16 protein-coding genes are annotated in these 15,591 nt (G+C 59.4%); 12 read left to right on the forward strand and 4 right to left on the reverse strand.

The annotated features are described in order from the left end of the window. Positions 1–20 precede the first annotated feature (20 nt). Genes HNQ72_RS19615 through HNQ72_RS19635 form a run of 5 tightly spaced genes read left to right on the forward strand, consistent with a single transcriptional unit; the run spans position 21 to position 4,950 of the window. A complete protein-coding gene (locus HNQ72_RS19615; RefSeq protein ID WP_148147694.1) occupies positions 21–323 on the forward strand; it encodes a BMC domain-containing protein in 303 nt (100 codons plus the stop codon). 51 nt (positions 324–374) lie between these two features. Then, positions 375–1,292, forward strand: coding sequence for a glycyl-radical enzyme activating protein (locus HNQ72_RS19620; RefSeq protein WP_183994499.1), 918 nt, complete (start codon positions 375–377; stop codon positions 1,290–1,292). A 55-nt stretch (positions 1,293–1,347) separates the two neighbouring features. Next, a complete protein-coding gene (gene metK, locus HNQ72_RS19625) occupies positions 1,348–2,499 on the forward strand; it encodes a methionine adenosyltransferase (RefSeq protein WP_183994501.1) in 1,152 nt (383 codons plus the stop codon). After that, positions 2,448–3,821, forward strand: a complete 1,374-nt coding sequence (locus HNQ72_RS19630) for a sensor histidine kinase (protein WP_183994503.1) — start codon at positions 2,448–2,450, stop codon at positions 3,819–3,821. The genes metK and HNQ72_RS19630 overlap by 52 nt, the downstream gene beginning before the upstream one ends. Positions 3,822–3,855: 34 nt before the next feature. Continuing rightward, positions 3,856–4,950 (forward strand): response regulator, encoded by a 1,095-nt coding sequence (locus tag HNQ72_RS19635; RefSeq protein ID WP_183994505.1) that lies wholly within the window; start codon positions 3,856–3,858, stop codon positions 4,948–4,950. 7 nt (positions 4,951–4,957) lie between these two features. Here HNQ72_RS19635 and HNQ72_RS19640 read toward each other — a convergent pair whose 3' ends face one another. After that, on the reverse strand, positions 4,958–5,272 hold the full coding sequence (locus HNQ72_RS19640) for a helix-turn-helix transcriptional regulator (RefSeq protein ID WP_183995029.1): 315 nt from the start codon (positions 5,270–5,272) through the stop codon (positions 4,958–4,960). 61 nt (positions 5,273–5,333) lie between these two features. On the opposite strand from HNQ72_RS19640, the gene HNQ72_RS19645 reads away from it, so the two are divergent. The 7 genes from HNQ72_RS19645 to HNQ72_RS19675 all read left to right on the forward strand — a co-directional run bounded on the left by HNQ72_RS19645 (position 5,334) and on the right by HNQ72_RS19675 (position 13,158). Then, the gene (locus HNQ72_RS19645) at positions 5,334–8,276 is read left to right on the forward strand and encodes a monovalent cation/H+ antiporter subunit A (RefSeq protein WP_210319658.1); all 2,943 of its coding nucleotides are present in this window, start codon (positions 5,334–5,336) and stop codon (positions 8,274–8,276) included. Then, positions 8,277–8,615: a Na+/H+ antiporter subunit C gene (locus HNQ72_RS19650; protein ID WP_183829326.1), complete on the forward strand. Its 339-nt coding sequence runs from the start codon at positions 8,277–8,279 to the stop codon at positions 8,613–8,615. Further along, positions 8,612–10,234: a monovalent cation/H+ antiporter subunit D gene (locus HNQ72_RS19655; RefSeq protein ID WP_183994507.1), complete on the forward strand. Its 1,623-nt coding sequence runs from the start codon at positions 8,612–8,614 to the stop codon at positions 10,232–10,234. Before HNQ72_RS19650 ends, HNQ72_RS19655 begins: the two co-directional genes overlap by 4 nt. Further along, positions 10,234–10,710 (forward strand): Na+/H+ antiporter subunit E, encoded by a 477-nt coding sequence (locus HNQ72_RS19660; RefSeq protein ID WP_183994509.1) that lies wholly within the window; start codon positions 10,234–10,236, stop codon positions 10,708–10,710. Before HNQ72_RS19655 ends, HNQ72_RS19660 begins: the two co-directional genes overlap by 1 nt. Beyond that, positions 10,707–10,988, forward strand: coding sequence for a K+/H+ antiporter subunit F (locus tag HNQ72_RS19665; RefSeq protein WP_112505878.1), 282 nt, complete (start codon positions 10,707–10,709; stop codon positions 10,986–10,988). The genes HNQ72_RS19660 and HNQ72_RS19665 overlap by 4 nt, the downstream gene beginning before the upstream one ends. After that, positions 10,985–11,383: a monovalent cation/H(+) antiporter subunit G gene (gene mnhG, locus HNQ72_RS19670; protein WP_183994511.1), complete on the forward strand. Its 399-nt coding sequence runs from the start codon at positions 10,985–10,987 to the stop codon at positions 11,381–11,383. Before HNQ72_RS19665 ends, mnhG begins: the two co-directional genes overlap by 4 nt. A gap of 377 nt (positions 11,384–11,760) precedes the next feature. Then, positions 11,761–13,158: a hypothetical protein gene (locus tag HNQ72_RS19675; RefSeq protein WP_183994513.1), complete on the forward strand. Its 1,398-nt coding sequence runs from the start codon at positions 11,761–11,763 to the stop codon at positions 13,156–13,158. Positions 13,159–13,241: 83 nt separating this feature from the next. Here the strand turns inward: HNQ72_RS19675 and HNQ72_RS19680 are convergent, their stop codons facing one another. The 3 genes from HNQ72_RS19680 to HNQ72_RS19690 form a co-directional block, all read right to left on the reverse strand. Beyond that, a complete protein-coding gene (locus HNQ72_RS19680; RefSeq protein ID WP_183994515.1) occupies positions 13,242–13,478 on the reverse strand; it encodes a hypothetical protein in 237 nt (78 codons plus the stop codon). A 310-nt stretch (positions 13,479–13,788) separates the two neighbouring features. Beyond that, on the reverse strand, positions 13,789–14,748 hold the full coding sequence (locus HNQ72_RS19685; protein WP_183994517.1) for a siderophore-interacting protein: 960 nt from the start codon (positions 14,746–14,748) through the stop codon (positions 13,789–13,791). 59 nt (positions 14,749–14,807) lie between these two features. Beyond that, entirely contained in the window at positions 14,808–15,590 is a 783-nt protein-coding gene (locus HNQ72_RS19690; protein WP_183994519.1) for a FadR/GntR family transcriptional regulator, read from the reverse strand. Position 15,591 lies beyond the last annotated feature (1 nt).

The raw sequence follows: 15,591 nt of genomic DNA on the forward strand, positions 1-15,591 counted from the left end.
TGAAAGAGAGGAGATCCGCCATGGCGACCCGCATCATCAACGCTCCGCATCCTGACGTGTTGCAGATGCTGCAGCGACGGATGCCGCCACATGGTCGGGCCTGGGTGCAGGCCAACCGGGTGGATTCCGTCGGGCTGATGCAGATCCCGGTGGCGGACCTCTTCTATTTCTCCGATCTCGCATTGAAGGCGGCGGGTGTGTTCACCGTGGAACTCTACGGCACCTGCCCGCAGCACGTCACCTCGCTTGCCATCATGGGGGAGACCTCGTCCGTCCGCATGGCGATGGATGCCATCGCAGCAGCACAACAGTCCGAGTTCTGAACGGCGCCGGAGGAGGCGCCGGAACCCGGCATAAAAAGACAGGATATTGAAATGACCGCGATCGACCATGACAGGCAAGGCATTGTCTTCGACATCCAGCGCTATTCCATCCATGACGGGCCGGGCGTGCGCACGATTGTGTTTCTCAAAGGCTGTCCGCTGCGCTGCCGCTGGTGCTCAAACCCGGAATCGCAGAACGCAGAGCCGGAACTGTTCTATCGCCGTTCTGCCTGCATCAAATGCGGCCAGTGCATGGCGGTCTGTCCGACCAAGGCACTGGCTTATGAAAATCCCGATTTCGTCGAACGCAACAAATGCATCAAGTGCGGAGCCTGTACGAAGGTCTGCCCGACACAGGCGCTGAAGCGTGCCGGCAAGACGATGAGCATTGCCGAGGTGATGCAGGAATTGCGCAAGGATGCGCATCATTATCGCCGGTCCGGTGGCGGGATCACGCTGTCGGGCGGTGAGCCGCTGTTCCAGCACGAATTCGCCAAGCACCTGCTGATGGCCTGCCACGAGCAGGGCTGGAACACGGCGATGGAAACGACGGGCTGCACGACGCGCGAGATCGTTCGCGATGTCATCCCCTTCGTCGATCATGTGCTGATGGACCTGAAAGCCATCGATCCGGCGGTGCATCGGGCCAATACCGGGATCGACAACCGCATCATTCTCGAAAACGCGCTCTGCATCGCCTCGCTCACCCATACGGTGGTGCGCATTCCGGTCGTGCCGGGGGTGAACGACAATGTCGAGGCGATTACTGCAATCGGCAATTTCGCCAAGCTTATGCCCGGCGTCGATACCGTGCATCTCCTGCCCTATCACACCTATGGCGAGAACAAATACGAGCTGCTCGGCCGGCCTTATCCGATGGCGGATGCTCCCAATCTCAAGCCCGAGGACATGACGCCGTTCAAGGCGGCCGTTGAAGGGCTTGGCTTCACCTGCGTCATCGGCGGCTGAACCAAAAGACGATGACCCGGGACGTGCATCCCGGGCCTTGATAAAGGAGGCGATCATGGTCGCGCGCTACACGACGGCAGAATCGGTGACGGAAGGTCACCCCGACAAGGTTTGCGACCAGATTTCGGATGCCATTCTCGATGCCCATCTTGCGCAGGATCCGATGGCGCGCGTGGCGGCAGAAGTTTTGGTCTCGGGCAACACAGTCCATATCGCAGGCGAGGTGACGTCGCGGGCTTCGGTCGATGTGACCCGTATCGCCCGCAATGTGATCCGGCGCATCGGCTATACGGATCCCGTTCTCGGCTTCGATGCCGATGGATGCTTTATTCTCGCCGACCTGCATGAACAGTCGCCTGATATTGCGCAGGGTGTTGTGCGCGAGAAGGATTTCGGCGCCGGTGACCAGGGGATTTTCTACGGTTACGCGAGCAATGAAACCGAAAGCCTGATGCCGGTCTCGATCGATTTTGCCCACAAGCTGACCCGCAGGCTGGCTGAGGTGCGCAAGAGCGGACGTCTTGCCTGGCTGCGGCCGGACGGCAAGGCCCAGGTGACATTTGCCCATGATGCAGAAGGACGGCCGGAAAGACTGATCAGCGTCGTGGTCTCGACCCAGCATTCGGAAGAGATTGAACGCGAGCAATTGCTACGCGGCTTGCTGGAAGAGGTCATCGCGCCGGTGATGGGGCCATGGCTGAAACGCGATACGCGGGTTCTCATTAATCCGACAGGGCGTTTCGTAAAAGGCGGCCCGGCGGCCGATACGGGGCTGACCGGCCGAAAGATTATTGTCGATACCTATGGCGGCATCGGTCGTCATGGTGGGGGCGCCTTTTCCGGCAAGGACGCCACCAAGGTGGATCGCACCGGCGCCTATATGGCGCGCTATATCGCCAAAAACATAGTTTCCGCCGGACTTGCGACAAATTGCGAGATTTCGCTGGCTTTTGCGATAGGTCAGAAAGAACCGGAAATGGTGGCGGTATCATCCGCGGAGAAATTGTCGGTCGATTCCGCTTTGCTTGAGGAGGCGATACGCGAGCTTTTCCCGCTCAGCGTATCCGGAATGATCGATGTGCTTGGACTGAGACGTCCGATATTCGAGAGAACCGCTTCTTACGGCCATTTCGGCCGTGACGCGGAGGGATGGTCATGGGAGCAGACCGACCGAGCGGGCAGCCTGAGGAGGTGGTGCCGCAGATAAATCCGGAGATCACGATCTTTCCGGCCGCTATAGATCGGCCGGCCGAAAATTCGCTCGCGACCAAGGCTGCGCGACGCAAGAGGTTGCTGGAACTGATGAGCACCGAAATGCTCCAGAAGGTCCAGGACAATTTCAGCGCTGCGGTCGGGGTGGCGATGGTGATTGTCGATCCGGAAGGGGTACCGGTCACCAAGCCGTCCGGGTTTTCGGCATTCTGTCAGGCGGTTCGTGCTCGCGCCGAGTGGCGGGAGCGGTGCTTCCATTGCGATGCCGTGGGTGGTCGTACCGCACTCTCCACCGGGGAGCCATCCATCTATCGATGCCACTGCAGCCTGGTCGATTTTGCGGCACCCATCATCGTGCGCGGTGAATATCTCGGCGCGGTCATTTGCGGCCAGGTCAAGCTTACCTCGGATGAAGGCGCGACCGGTCTCGTCGATCTTTCCAATATCTTTCCCTTCGAAGGGTCATGGCGAGAGCACCAGCCGCTGCTGGAAGAGCATCACCGGATTAACGAAGTCACTTACGAAAAGCTGCGTTCGGCTGCCTATTCGCTGTTCTACATCGCGTCGCATATCGTCGAGGAGAGCTACTCCCGCGGGGTGGCGCAGGAGCTCTATACAAAGAATCTGCGGCTGGCGGAGGAATCCAAACGTCGCGCCGAGCTCGAAAGACTTTTGCGCGAGGCGGAGCTTCAGGCGCTTTCCTATCAGGTCAATCCGCATTTCCTGTTCAACGTATTGAACACGATAGGCAGGCTGGCGTTGGTCGAAAACGCGCCCGAAACCGAAAACACCGTGCATTCCTTTGCCGAAATGATGCGTTACGTGCTGAAAAAGAGCGGGTCGCAATTCGTGCAATTGCGCATGGAGGTGGAGCATGTGCGCAATTACCTGCATCTCCTGAAGCTTCGGGTTGGCGATCGTTTCGAGTTCTCGCTCGATGTGCCGGAGGAGTTTCTCGACGTGCTCTGTCCCGTCATGGTGCTTCAGCCGATTGTCGAGAACTGCATCAATTACGCGATAGAACCGCGCGAGAGCGGAGGCGTGATCGAGATCTCTGCCTACCGCGACGGGGTCGAACTGATCATCGACATCGTCGACAATGGGGACGGCATCTCGTCGGAGCGCAAGCAGGCGGTTCTGCGCGGCGAGGCGGATCGTGGCGGGCGCAAGAGTATCGGCATCTACAATATCGATAGCCGGCTTCGTTATTACTTTGGTACGGATCACGGACTGGAGATCCTCAGTCCTTTTCGCCAGGGGCGCGGAACGCTTGTGCGCATGCGGTTCCCCCTGGAATTCGAGCCGTTCGACTTCTGAAGGGCGAGCGGCTGACGCTTGAGAGGAGATTTGCATGTTCAACATGGCAATCGTCGAGGACGAGGAACTGGAACGGCGTGCCCTGCGCTCGATCATCGAGCGTAATGCCGATGACATAAGGATCGTCGGCGAGGCCAAAAACGGGTCGGAGGCCGTCAGGCTGCTCGAAAGCGAGCGTATCGACGTGATGCTGCTCGACATCAAGATCCCGCGTCCCAACGGACTGGAATTGCTGCAGATGGTGCGCGAGCGGCATCTGGCGACGAAAGTGCTGATTGTTACGGCCTACGATTATTTCGACATCATGCAGGCCGCGATCCAGTACAAGGCGGACGGTTTTCTCTTAAAGCCGGTGCGGACCGAGGCGTTGCTTGATGGGGTTCGTGATTGTCTGGCCATGCCGGTTCCTGAAAAGGCAGTGCCGAACCTGCGTCTGGTGCCGGCGATGGATGCCGCCGAGGAGGAAGTGGAGGACGAAATCGACATTGCCGATCGTATCCGGTCTCTCGTCGAAAGGCGCGCCTATCGTGACTGCCTTCGTCTGGTGCGAACGCGGCTGGAGGGCATCTATGCACACAAGGATGTGGCGCCGCGCCATGACGTGCTCGATCTTGCCGAGATCCTGACCGATCTTTTGGAGGAGACGGATCGCAAATTGCCTTTGCCGATGGCGCGGCAGATCGCGGAGCTGGAAAACCAGCGGCTCGATGCGCGCAGCCAGTACAAGGTCCAGGAATTGCTATGTCAGATCACCGATATTCTCTTTGATCCCGGGCAGGAACATGGCGGGGCGGCCGGAGAGCGGATCGAAACCGTTCTGCATTTCATCGAGCGCAATCTCTCCAAGGGGGTAACGCTCGAGGACGCGGCGGAATTTGCGCATGTCAGCCCCTGTTATCTCAGCCGGCTGTTTCGCAAAAAAATGAACACGACCTTCATTTCCTATCTGAAGGGGCAGCGGATCGAGCGTGCCAAGGTTCTGCTGCAAAACAGCGACCTGCCGATCAGCAATGTTTCGCTGGACCTGTCCTATGCGGATGCGAACTATTTCTGCAAGGCCTTCAAGAAGGAGGTCGGCATCTCGCCTTCGGAATACCGGCAGCAGTTCCAGAAAGCCCGCGTCGGGTGAACTGAGGTCAGTCGGAAGCCGTTTTCCTGTCCTTGGGGCAAATGGCGACACAGCCATCTTCCACCGTCACGAAAGCCAGCCCGCCCTCTTCGAAGGCGCGCCTGAGTTGGGCTTCGGTCGAGCGGTGGACCTCGTGGCGATCACCTTCATAGTCCCTGATCGTGCTACGGGACACGCCTGAGCGATCCGCCAGATCGCATTGCGTCCAGTCGAGGAAGCCACGGCCTGCCCGACAGAGCGCCGGCGACAAAATCTTTCCCTGATCCGGTTGACCCATTGTTCCAAATTGCCCATATTGGTCAGAATAAATCATATATGGCAGTTTGATCCGGTTGGCTAGTGGGGCACCCCATTACATGATAAAGGACTGAAATGCCTTAGAAATGAAGGGATGGGACATTGGGATAACGCTTGCGCCGCACTTTCTTGTTCTGCTGCTGGCCCTGCCGTTTATCGGAAGTCTCCTTTCCGTTCTGCTCCTGAACACGGCATCAACGGCCCTGCCGTCGCGTCTGGCTTCGCTGGTTGCATTCTGCTGTTTATTCATCACCGTGCTTGCCTATCCGCAGGTAACCGACGGCAATGTGCTTCGATATAACCTGGAATGGATTCCTCAGCTCGGGCTGAATTTTTCGCTGCGTCTGGACGGTTTCGCCTGGATGTTCTGCGTGCTGATCAATGGCATCGGCTTCCTGGTTACGGTTTACGCCCGCTATTACATGTCCGAGGAAGACCCGGTTCCGCGGTTCTTTTCCTTCTTCCTCGCATTCATGGGCGCGATGCTCGGCATCGTTCTCTCCGGCAATGTCATCCTGCTCTCGATCTTCTGGGAGCTGACGAGCATCTCGTCCTTCCTTCTGATCAGCTACTGGAATAATTCGGCAGCGGCGCGCGATGGCGCCCGTATGGCCCTGACGATCACGGGTATCGGCGGTTTCTGCCTGCTGATCGGGCTTCTTCTGCTCGGCAACATTGTCGGCAGCTACGATCTCGACAAGATCCTCGCTTCAGGTGATCTGATCCGCAGCCACGCGCTTTATGTTCCGGCGCTGGTCTTCATCCTGCTCGGTGCGCTTACCAAGAGCGCGCAGTTCCCGTTCCATTTCTGGCTGCCGAATGCGATGGCCGCGCCGACGCCGGTATCGGCCTTCCTTCATTCGGCAACCATGGTGAAGGCCGGGGTCTTCCTGCTGGCGCGTTTCTCGCCTGCTCTTTCCGGCACCTATGAATGGTTCTTCATTCTGGGTGCGGCCGGTATTTTCACGCTTCTGCTCGGCGCCTTTTTCGCGATTTTCCAGCAGGACCTCAAAGGGCTTCTCGCCTATTCGACGATCAGCCATCTCGGGTTGATCACCACGCTCTTGAGCCTCGGAAGCCCGCTTGCCACCGTGGCGGCGATCTTCCACATGCTGAACCATGCGACCTTCAAGGCGTCGCTGTTCATGGCGGCCGGCATCATCGACCACGAGACAGGAACGCGCGACATGCGGCGATTAAGCGGGCTTTTCCGCTATCTGCCCTACACGGCCACACTTGCCATGGTGGCGAGCGCTGCCATGGCGGGCGTGCCGCTGCTCAACGGTTTCCTGTCGAAGGAAATGTTCTTCGCCGAGGCAATCGAGACGCATGCGGATTCGGTCCTCGACATCATCCTTCCCTATGTCGCAACGCTTGCCGGCGCGTTCAGCGTCGCCTATTCGCTGCGCTTCATCCATACGGTCTTCTTCGGTCCGTCGCCAACCAATCTGCCGAAGGATACGCCGCACGAACCGCCGCGCTGGATGCGTTTTCCGATCGAGCTGCTGGTCGTCATCTGCCTGATCGTCGGGATCGTGCCGGCATTTTCTGTCGGTCCGTTCCTGCATACGGCTGTCGTCAGCGTGCTTGGTACGCAGACGCCGGAATACAGCCTTTCCATGTGGCACGGCTTCAACCTGCCGTTGATCATGAGCCTCATCGCGCTCGCAGGCGGTGCGGCGCTCTATTTCGTCCTGCGCCATTATCTTGCGACCTGCGAGGACGGTCCTCCGCTGATCCGGCGGCTCAAGGGCCAGCGTATCTTCGAGCGCATACTGGTCGAGGTTTCATGGCGCTGGGCGCGCATGGCCGAACAGCGGATCGGCACGCGTAATCTGCAGCCGCAATTGCGCTGGGTCGTCGTGACCGGCTTCCTGGCGGGGCTCCTGCCGCTCTGGCATTCCGGTTTCGAGCCGCGGACCTTCGTGTTTTCGGGTGTCGACAAGGTGTTTGCCGGCATCTGGCTGATCGGTATCTGCCTTGCGCTCGGCACGGCCTATCTTGCCAAATACCACCGGCTTGCCGCACTGGTCATGCTGGGCGGCATCGGGCTTATCGTTTGCATCACCTTCGTCTGGCTTTCGGCCCCGGATCTCGCGATCACCCAGCTGCTGGTCGAGATCGTTACCACCGTTCTCATTCTTCTCGGCCTGCGCTGGTTGCCCAAGCGGACGGAGAAGATGGATGAATCGGTGACCTTCCGCGCCCGTTTCCGGCGTTTCCGCGACCTGTTGATCGCGATCATATGCGGTATCGGCATGACCTTCATCGCCTATGCGGTCATGACCATGCCGGTGCCGGATGCGATCGCGACCTATTTCCTGGAAAACGCCTATTCGGAAGGTGGCGGCCGCAATGTCGTCAACGTCATTCTCGTCGATTTCCGCGGGTTCGATACGCTTGGCGAAATAACCGTTCTCGGCATTGTTGCGCTCACCGTCTTTGCCTTGCTCCGCCGTTTCCGTCCGGCGCCCGACACGATGGTCATGCCCGAGCAGCAGCGGATCCAGAACCGTTTCGACGAGGAGAGGCCGGAGCGCAATGCAGGCGATACGGTACGGGAATATCTGCTCGTGCCGTCGGTCATCATGCAGTGGATGTTCCCGGTCATCATCACCTTTGCCGTCTATATCTTCATGCGCGGGCATGATCTGCCTGGCGGCGGCTTCTCTGCCGGGTTGACGCTGTCGATTGCCTTCCTGCTGCAATATCTGGCGGGCGGCACACGCTGGGCGGAAGACCGCATCCGCATCCTGCCGCTCTGGTGGATGGGGCTCGGGCTGATCATCGCCACGCTCACCGGTATCGGCGCATGGTTCCTCGGCTATCCGTTCCTGACGTCGCATTCGCAGTATCTGACGCTGCCGCTGATCGGCAAGGTGCCGGCCGCAACGGCGCTGTTGTTCGATCTCGGCGTGTTCCTTCTGGTGGTCGGGTCGACGGTACTTATCCTAGTCGCGCTTGCGCACCAGTCCATCCGAATAACCCGCCTTCGCACGATCGAGGCCGAAAAGGCGAAGGAGAGCTAAATGGAGATCATCCTTTCCATCGCCATCGGCGTCATGACCAGTTGCGGCGTGTGGCTCATTCTGCGCCCGCGTACCTATCAGGTCATTATCGGGCTCTCGCTTCTGTCTTATGCAGTGAACCTGTTCATCTTCAGCGTCGGTGGGGTGAAGACGAATGTTCCTCCAATTCTGAGTGAAGGGGGCGGGCATGACGTTCTGGCCGATCCGGTGCCGCAGGCGCTGGTGCTGACCGCCATCGTCATCGGATTTGCAACGACGGCACTCTTCCTCGTTGTCCTGCTCGCCTCACGCGGCATGACCGGCACAGACCATGTGGACGGCAGAGGGGAGAAGCGATGAACGGCTGGTCGCATCATCTGATCATTGCGCCGATCCTGATCCCGCTTGTGGCAGCGGCCATCCTCGTTGTCATCGATGAACGGCAGCGCGTGACCAAGGCGATGGTAAGCCTCGTCTCGATGCTTTTGCTTCTGACTGTCGCCTTCATTCTTTTCCGCATCGAAAGCGGCCCGAACGGCTACGAAGGTGTCTATCTGCTCGGCAACTGGTCGGCGCCGTTCGGTATCGTTCTCGTGCTGGACGGCCTGTCTGCCCTGATGCTGCTTCTGACGGCGTCGGTCGCTATCGCCGCACTCGTCTATTCGCTGGCGCGCTGGCATGCGATGGGCGCGCATTTCCATTCGATGTTCCAGTTGCTGCTGATGGGCGTGAACGGCGCTTTCCTGACTGGCGACCTGTTCAACCTTTTCGTTTTCTTCGAGGTGATGCTGGCAGCATCCTATGGTCTGTTGCTGCACGGTTCGGGTCAGCTGCGCGTCAAGGCCGGGATGCACTATATCGCGGTCAACCTTGCGGCAGCACTGCTCTTCCTGATCGGTGTCAGCCTGATCTACGGCACGGCCGGCACGCTCAACATGGCGGATCTCGCGGCTCGTATTCCGGACATGGAAGCGGATCGCCGGATGCTGATGGAGGCGGGCGCGGGCGTGCTTGGCATCGCCTTCCTGATCAAGGCCGGCATGTGGCCGCTCTGCTTTTGGCTGCCAACGGCCTATAGCGCGGCTTCGGCCCCGGTTGCCGGCGTTTTTGCCATCCTCAGCAAGCTCGGTATCTATGTCATCCTGCGGCTGACCATGCTGCTTTTCGACAGCGGGCCGTCGGCCGGCTTCGGTTCGACGGTTTTGCTCTATGGCGGCATGGCGACACTGATCTTCGGCACGATCGGTATCCTGGCATCGCAGGCACTCGGCAGGTTGGCCGGCTTTTCGGTGCTTGTGTCTTCCGGCACACTGCTGATGGTTCTCGGCATCAACGATGGTGCGGTGTCCTCGGGTGCGCTGCTCTATCTGGTCAGCTCGACACTGACGATCAGCGCCTTCTTCATGCTGATCGAGCTTGTCGAGCGAAGCCAGGATGCTGGTGCCAACGTTCTTGCCGTGACGATGGAAGCCTATGGCGATGCCGATGAGGATGAGCCGGAAGAGGGCGATGGTGTTACCATGCCCGGCACGATGGCGATCCTCGGTACCTGCTTTGCCATGTGCGGCATTCTTCTCTCCGGCCTTCCGCCGCTCTCGGGTTTCATCGCCAAGTTCGCCATGTTGTCGGCAATGATGGGCACCGGTGCGATCGGTGTTCCGCCAACTGCCCCTGTCTGGACGCTGATCATCCTTGTCATCCTGTCCGGTGTCGCAGCGCTGATTTCGATGACGCGCGTCGGTATCCGTACCTTCTGGACTTCGCTGGAAGGCGTCGTGCCAAGGGTTCTGGTGATCGAGATCGTGCCGGTAATGTTCCTTCTGGCGCTGACTCTGTTCCTGACGGTGCAAGCGAATTCGGCGATGCAGTACATGGATACGACCATCCGTACGCTCAGCAATCCGAACCTCTATATCGACGCTGTGCGCAATGCGACGGTCGTGCCGGGTGTCGATGACGGCACAGGGGAGGGATACTGATGCTTCCCTATCCGATCCTGACGATCTCGCTGACGCTGATGTGGATGCTGCTCAACAGCTTCACGCTCGGGCACCTGATCCTCGGCGCGCTGGTTGCGGTATTTGCCTCCTGGGCGATGGCGTCGCTGAGGCCGGAGAAACCGAAGCTGAACAAGTGGTACCTTCTGCCCAAGCTGTTCTTCATCGTGCTTTACGACATTGCGCTTTCCAACATCGCGGTGGCGTGGCTGATAATCAGAGGCCGAACAAAGGGTGGGAAGGCCGGTTTCCTGACGATCCCGCTGGAGATCAAGGACCGCACCGCGCTGGCGCTTCTGGCGACCATCCTGACGAGCACGCCCGGATCGGTCTGGCTGGAATATGATTCCTATGACGGTTCGATCCTTATGCATGTGCTCGATCTCGAGGAGGAAGAGCAGTGGATCGCAACGATCAAGAACCGCTATGAAAAGCTGCTGATGGAGATATTCGCATGAGTGCCGTCATCATCTATACCGCAGTCGCGATTGCGCAATTCATGCTCGTCGTTGCCATGGCGATCGCCGCAATCCGGATGTTCCGCGGCCCGCGGGCACAGGACCGGATCATCGGTCTCGACACGATCTATATCAACGCGATGTTGCTGCTCGTGACATTCGGCATCGGCACGGGCCGCGTTATCTATTTCGAAGCGGCGCTGGTGATCGGCCTGCTCGGTTTCGTTTCCACCGTGGCGCTGGCAAAATTCCTGATGCGCGGGGAGGTGATCGAATGATCTATCCTGCAGTGGACCTTTCCCTGCCCGTCGCATTTGCGGTGGCTTTCTTCCTTCTCGTCGGCGCAGCTCTTGCACTGATCGGGGCGATCGGTTTCCTGCGCCTGCCGTCCTTCTACGAACGGCTGCATGCGCCGGCGCTTGGCACGAGCTGGGGGATCGGCGGCATCATGCTTGCCTCGATGATCTATTTCACCGCCGCGTCTTCGCGGCTGGTCATCCATGAAATCCTGATCGGCATTTTCGTGACCTTCACGACACCGATCACCTTCATGCTTCTGGCGCGCGCGGCCCTGCATCGGGATCGCACGGCCCGCAGCCATGGTGTTCCGCGCAAATATCCGATCGGTCCGGAAGAGCGTCCCCGCGAGGATGACGAGCCGCAGGCTTCCTGACCTCGGGTGAATTCATGCCGGTCATGCTTTGGACGATCTTGGCTCGCTGACCGCGAAGTCATGACTGCCCACGAATGCAATTGCCCTAAAAATCACCACCGGGACGATCTGCCGCGTTGAGCGGCAATTCGTAATTGTGTGTATAGGTCATCAGCCTTACTGAAATACGCTCTGTTTGCGTTGCAACAGGCGCTTCTGCTCTGTGAATGCTAGACTTTCTCGTTTTTATGCTGCATTGCAGCATTCAAGCGATTGTCCTGCAGGCAGGGCATCGGCGCATGCTGCAGATCGTTGATACTACCGAATTCCTTTTCGAATTTTCTCCTCGTTCCGCACATGCGTGTCGGGATCGAAGCCTGTCCCGGAGTTGTCCGTCCATGAGCAAGGGTGCCTCAGCCGCCACACTGCAAAAGCAGCAGGCCATCGGTGCGGCAGATGTGCTTACTCTCGCCGGTGCGTTTCTCTTCGTTCTTGCCAGCGTCACGTCGGGCTCGATTTGGCTCCTGCGTGCCGCTGCCGCTTTTGCCACGGTGGCGGTCCTTTATGACTGGAAGCGGCTTGCAACGATTGCGAAAGTGTTCGTGAGCGCCGGCTTTATTCTCTGCGCAACGTCGGAATTCCTGCTTCCGGCCGGCAAGGCTGCGGTCGTCGAGCGCGCTCTCTACCAGGGCGTCGGCTTTTCTTCGTTCCTGTCCGTGCTCGGCATGCTGCGTTATGCGGTCGGACGTTCAGACATCATCAGGAATGCGGCGGAATATCTGATGAGCATGCCCGGCCGCAGGCGTTACCAGGCGGTGAAGGTCGGAAGCCATCTGCTCAGCCTGCTCTTCAATATCGGCATCATCTCGCTGCTTGGACAGATGGTGGCGAAGGCGACCGAAGGCCAGGACCGGCAGGGCGAGCGTCGTTCCATCCTGCTCGCGGCCATGCGCGGAACGGTTCTGATGACCATATGGTCGCCGCTCGGTGTCGGATTTGCCATCATCACCCAGTCCATTCCCAATCTCGCGCCGACGGCTTTCATCATTGCCGCCTTCGCGACGGCTACGGCGCTGATCCTCGTGACGACGCTCTTCCATACCGAGGTGACTGGCCAGACAATCAATGCTGAGGCCGACGACGGTGACAGGCCATCGGCCGGGCCGCTTGCGATAACGCTTTGCGCCTGCGTCGGGCTGTTTGGCGGCACGCTGGCGATCCACGCCGCGATCGATGTAAGTCCGCTTGTCGCCTCGCTGATCCTCTTGCCGCTGTTTGCGCTCGGCTGGATCGTCTACGAGCAGCGTGTGCCGCTCTTCGGCCTCGGACGCGAGGTCAAGGGCATGGTCGGCAACATGTCGGTCATGCGGACGGAAAGCGCGATCTATCTCTCGGCCAGCGTCATCGGGGCAACGGCCGTGGTCTTCCTCGATGGCAGGGGCGATTTTCTGACGGATCTCAACCAGCTGCCGCCCTCGGTGCTGGCAGGGCTGTGCATCGTGGCAATCGCTGCCAGTGCGCTTCTCTTCGTGCCGCATTCGATCGTGGTGGTGTTTCTCGCCCAGTTGTTCGGGGCAGCCGCCTTCGGCAACGCTCATCCGATGCTGCTGGCGCTGGCGCTTTCGCTCGGCTGGGCGGCGGGAATCGCGCTTTCGCCGATCAGCGCCATGACGATTACCATGGCGCGCCTGACGTCCACCTCGGCCACGACGATCGTCCTCAAGTGGAATGGTGCCTTCGCGGCGACCGTGATGGCCAGCTCGCTGCTTCTGGTGCTGGCTGTTTCATTCTTCTGAGTTTCGTAGAGCTTCCGCGGATGCGGGAACTCGATAACGATGCTGCCCGAAGCACGTGGGCCTATTGCTGGCCCAGAGTTGGCTCAGAGCTCGCGGTCAGCTATCTGCTGTTCGATCAGTTCGCGGGCGAGTTCGTGCGTGCCGTCTTCGTCATCGCCGGCCACCTCACTGATCTTGTCCATGGCAGAGAGGTAGATTTCCTTTTCCTCCTCGCCGGACAGTATGCCCTTTTCGACAAGAGCGTCGATCAGGGAGTAAAAAACCGCCGCTGAAGAGATCGTTATAGCCTCAGACATAAGTCTGGCGGATTCGTAAGTCATGCCCGCACCTCAATTATCCGATTCAGAAACACGCACTAAAGGGCGACCGCGACATTGCTGTGACGTCTCCACTTTGCGGGACTATAAGCTCCGCGAGCGCTCTTATTTAATGAAAAGTGCCCATTTTTCAGCTTTGAGCAAGCAAGAATGCCAAGAGAGGTTACGGGGTAAGGTTAATTTGAGCAATTCCGACGCTTCCGGGTATTAGAATACCTTAAAACAGGGATGCCAAAAATTCCCGTGCATCCCGGCATGTGCGAGCGTGGCAAATCCCTTTATTGCTTCTGCTTTCAGAGGTTCCGCCGGCTGCTCAATTCCAGTAGGCGGCGGCGGTGAAATCACGTTTCTGCATGCCGCGAGCGGTCAGGCATGCGCGGGCAGCGCGTGCCTGATCTGCGTGTCCTGCAAACCAGACATAAGCGCCCTCGGCCAAGTTAAGCGCCTCCAGAGTCGGGATCAGATCGTCGACGGTCGTAACCCTGTCATCGGTGGCGAGTTCGCAGAGATCTTCGCGGCTTGCCCGAATGAATGCGCGGACATCGCCCGGCGCTTCCTGAAGGATCCGGATGATGGCCGGCACGGCAGTTTCGTCGCCGAAGAGGAAGAGGTTCCGGCTATCGGGGCAGCCGCCGCCGCCCGGACCGATGATGCCGATGGTCCGCCCGACCGGATCTTCCGCCAGCCAGGCGGATGTCGGGCTGCCTTCATGTTCGAAGATGTCGAATTCGAGCCAGTTCTGGCCATGGGCCAAGGTGGTGTAGACAGGTCGGTGAAGGGCGTCATCGCCTTCGGGCCACACGGTGCGACCGGATGCGGCAATACGTGGCCAGCAGGGCGGCCGGCCCTTGCGGGGAATGAGAAGACGGAAATGGTAGCTGTCCCCGCCAAAGCGCTCCGCATCATGTCCTTCCAGACGCACTCGGGTGAAGCCCGGCGAGCGTCTGGTAATGGAGGCGACCTGCATCAACGACATGCCGGGGGCGAGTGCGCCTTCGGCCACTTCATCCCATTTCGGGCAGAGAAGGCATTCCTCGAAAAGCTCGGTCAGGCTGCCCTGCAGGGTCTGCAGCAAGCGCTGTTCGGGTGAGGAGATCTCGATCGTCACGCCAGTTTCGTCGGGATAAAGCGTTGCCTTGGAATTCCAGACATGGAAGCAGAAACCTTTTGCTTCCTGCGTCAGCGGCACTTCCCACTCGGCTGCACGTTTCTTCAGCGCATCGATTGCGGCACCATTGTCACGGGTAATGCGGCCTCGGGTCTGGTGGAGCATGGCGGTTGTCCGGAATGTCTGTCTTCTTCCCGGACTAAGATCATTCATGAGTTATGAAGTCAACTATTGTCGACGGCGACCGGCTTCCGCGCGTTGATCGCCTTGCTGTCGGTGCCGCGGAGCGATCCGCGAATGCGGCTCTTGCCGACCTCGATCACATGCCGCATTGCCGACATCGCCTTGGCTGGGTCGCGCGAGGCGATGGCATGGACGATCCGCAAATGGTTAGTCGCTACCTCATCGATCGTTTCCGGCGAGGCGGCAGGTGACGAGAGTTCGAAGGAGATCGCCAGCGCCGCCTCGATCAGCGCGCTTGCCGAGCGCATGAACGGATTACCGGACATGCGGGCGATGGCGAGATGGAATTCGAGATCGACCTTTGCGATCGATTCCGGCGTGTGGTTGAGGTTGTCGAATTTCGCCGCGATCGCATAGAGCGCCACGATGTCGTCGCTGGTCGCGCGGGCTGCGGCTGCGGAAGCTGCGGCCGGTTCAAGGGCGAGCCGGATCTCTGCAAGATGTTCGATGAATTCGTAATCCAGCCCGCTTTCGAAACGCCAGCCGAGCACATCCGAATCAAAGAAATTCCAGCTGTCCCGCGGCAGGACGCGTGTGCCGACCTTTGCCTTTGCTTCGATCAGCCGCTTGGCGGAAAGCGTCTTCATCGCCTCGCGCAGAACGGTGCGGGAGACGCCGAAACGGCCTGAAAGCTCCGCATCGCCGGGTAGGAGCGAGCCTTCCGGTATCTTGCCGGAGACGATACCGCGCCCGAGCTCGGCGACCACATGGGCGTGGTTGCCGCGCCGCTTCCGGCCGCTGATGGTCGTTTCCAGAAGACCCAAA

The sequence above is a fragment of the Aliirhizobium wenxiniae genome, assembly GCF_014201355.1.
Lineage (GTDB): Bacteria > Pseudomonadota > Alphaproteobacteria > Rhizobiales > Rhizobiaceae > Neorhizobium > Neorhizobium wenxiniae.

Coding starts and splice junctions, on each gene's coding strand:
- metK (WP_183994501.1), top strand. CDS start 1,348: ATGGTCGCGCGCTACACGACGGCAGAATCGGTGACGGAAGGTCACCCC.
- HNQ72_RS19655 (WP_183994507.1), top strand. CDS start 8,612: ATGAACGGCTGGTCGCATCATCTGATCATTGCGCCGATCCTGATCCCG.
- HNQ72_RS19620 (WP_183994499.1), top strand. CDS start 375: ATGACCGCGATCGACCATGACAGGCAAGGCATTGTCTTCGACATCCAG.
- HNQ72_RS19680 (WP_183994515.1), bottom strand. CDS start 13,478: ATGACTTACGAATCCGCCAGACTTATGTCTGAGGCTATAACGATCTCT.
- HNQ72_RS19635 (WP_183994505.1), top strand. CDS start 3,856: ATGTTCAACATGGCAATCGTCGAGGACGAGGAACTGGAACGGCGTGCC.
- HNQ72_RS19685 (WP_183994517.1), bottom strand. CDS start 14,748: ATGCTCCACCAGACCCGAGGCCGCATTACCCGTGACAATGGTGCCGCA.
- HNQ72_RS19630 (WP_183994503.1), top strand. CDS start 2,448: ATGGGAGCAGACCGACCGAGCGGGCAGCCTGAGGAGGTGGTGCCGCAG.
- mnhG (WP_183994511.1), top strand. CDS start 10,985: ATGATCTATCCTGCAGTGGACCTTTCCCTGCCCGTCGCATTTGCGGTG.
- HNQ72_RS19675 (WP_183994513.1), top strand. CDS start 11,761: ATGAGCAAGGGTGCCTCAGCCGCCACACTGCAAAAGCAGCAGGCCATC.
- HNQ72_RS19615 (WP_148147694.1), top strand. CDS start 21: ATGGCGACCCGCATCATCAACGCTCCGCATCCTGACGTGTTGCAGATG.
- HNQ72_RS19645 (WP_210319658.1), top strand. CDS start 5,334: ATGAAGGGATGGGACATTGGGATAACGCTTGCGCCGCACTTTCTTGTT.
- HNQ72_RS19665 (WP_112505878.1), top strand. CDS start 10,707: ATGAGTGCCGTCATCATCTATACCGCAGTCGCGATTGCGCAATTCATG.
- HNQ72_RS19660 (WP_183994509.1), top strand. CDS start 10,234: ATGCTTCCCTATCCGATCCTGACGATCTCGCTGACGCTGATGTGGATG.
- HNQ72_RS19650 (WP_183829326.1), top strand. CDS start 8,277: ATGGAGATCATCCTTTCCATCGCCATCGGCGTCATGACCAGTTGCGGC.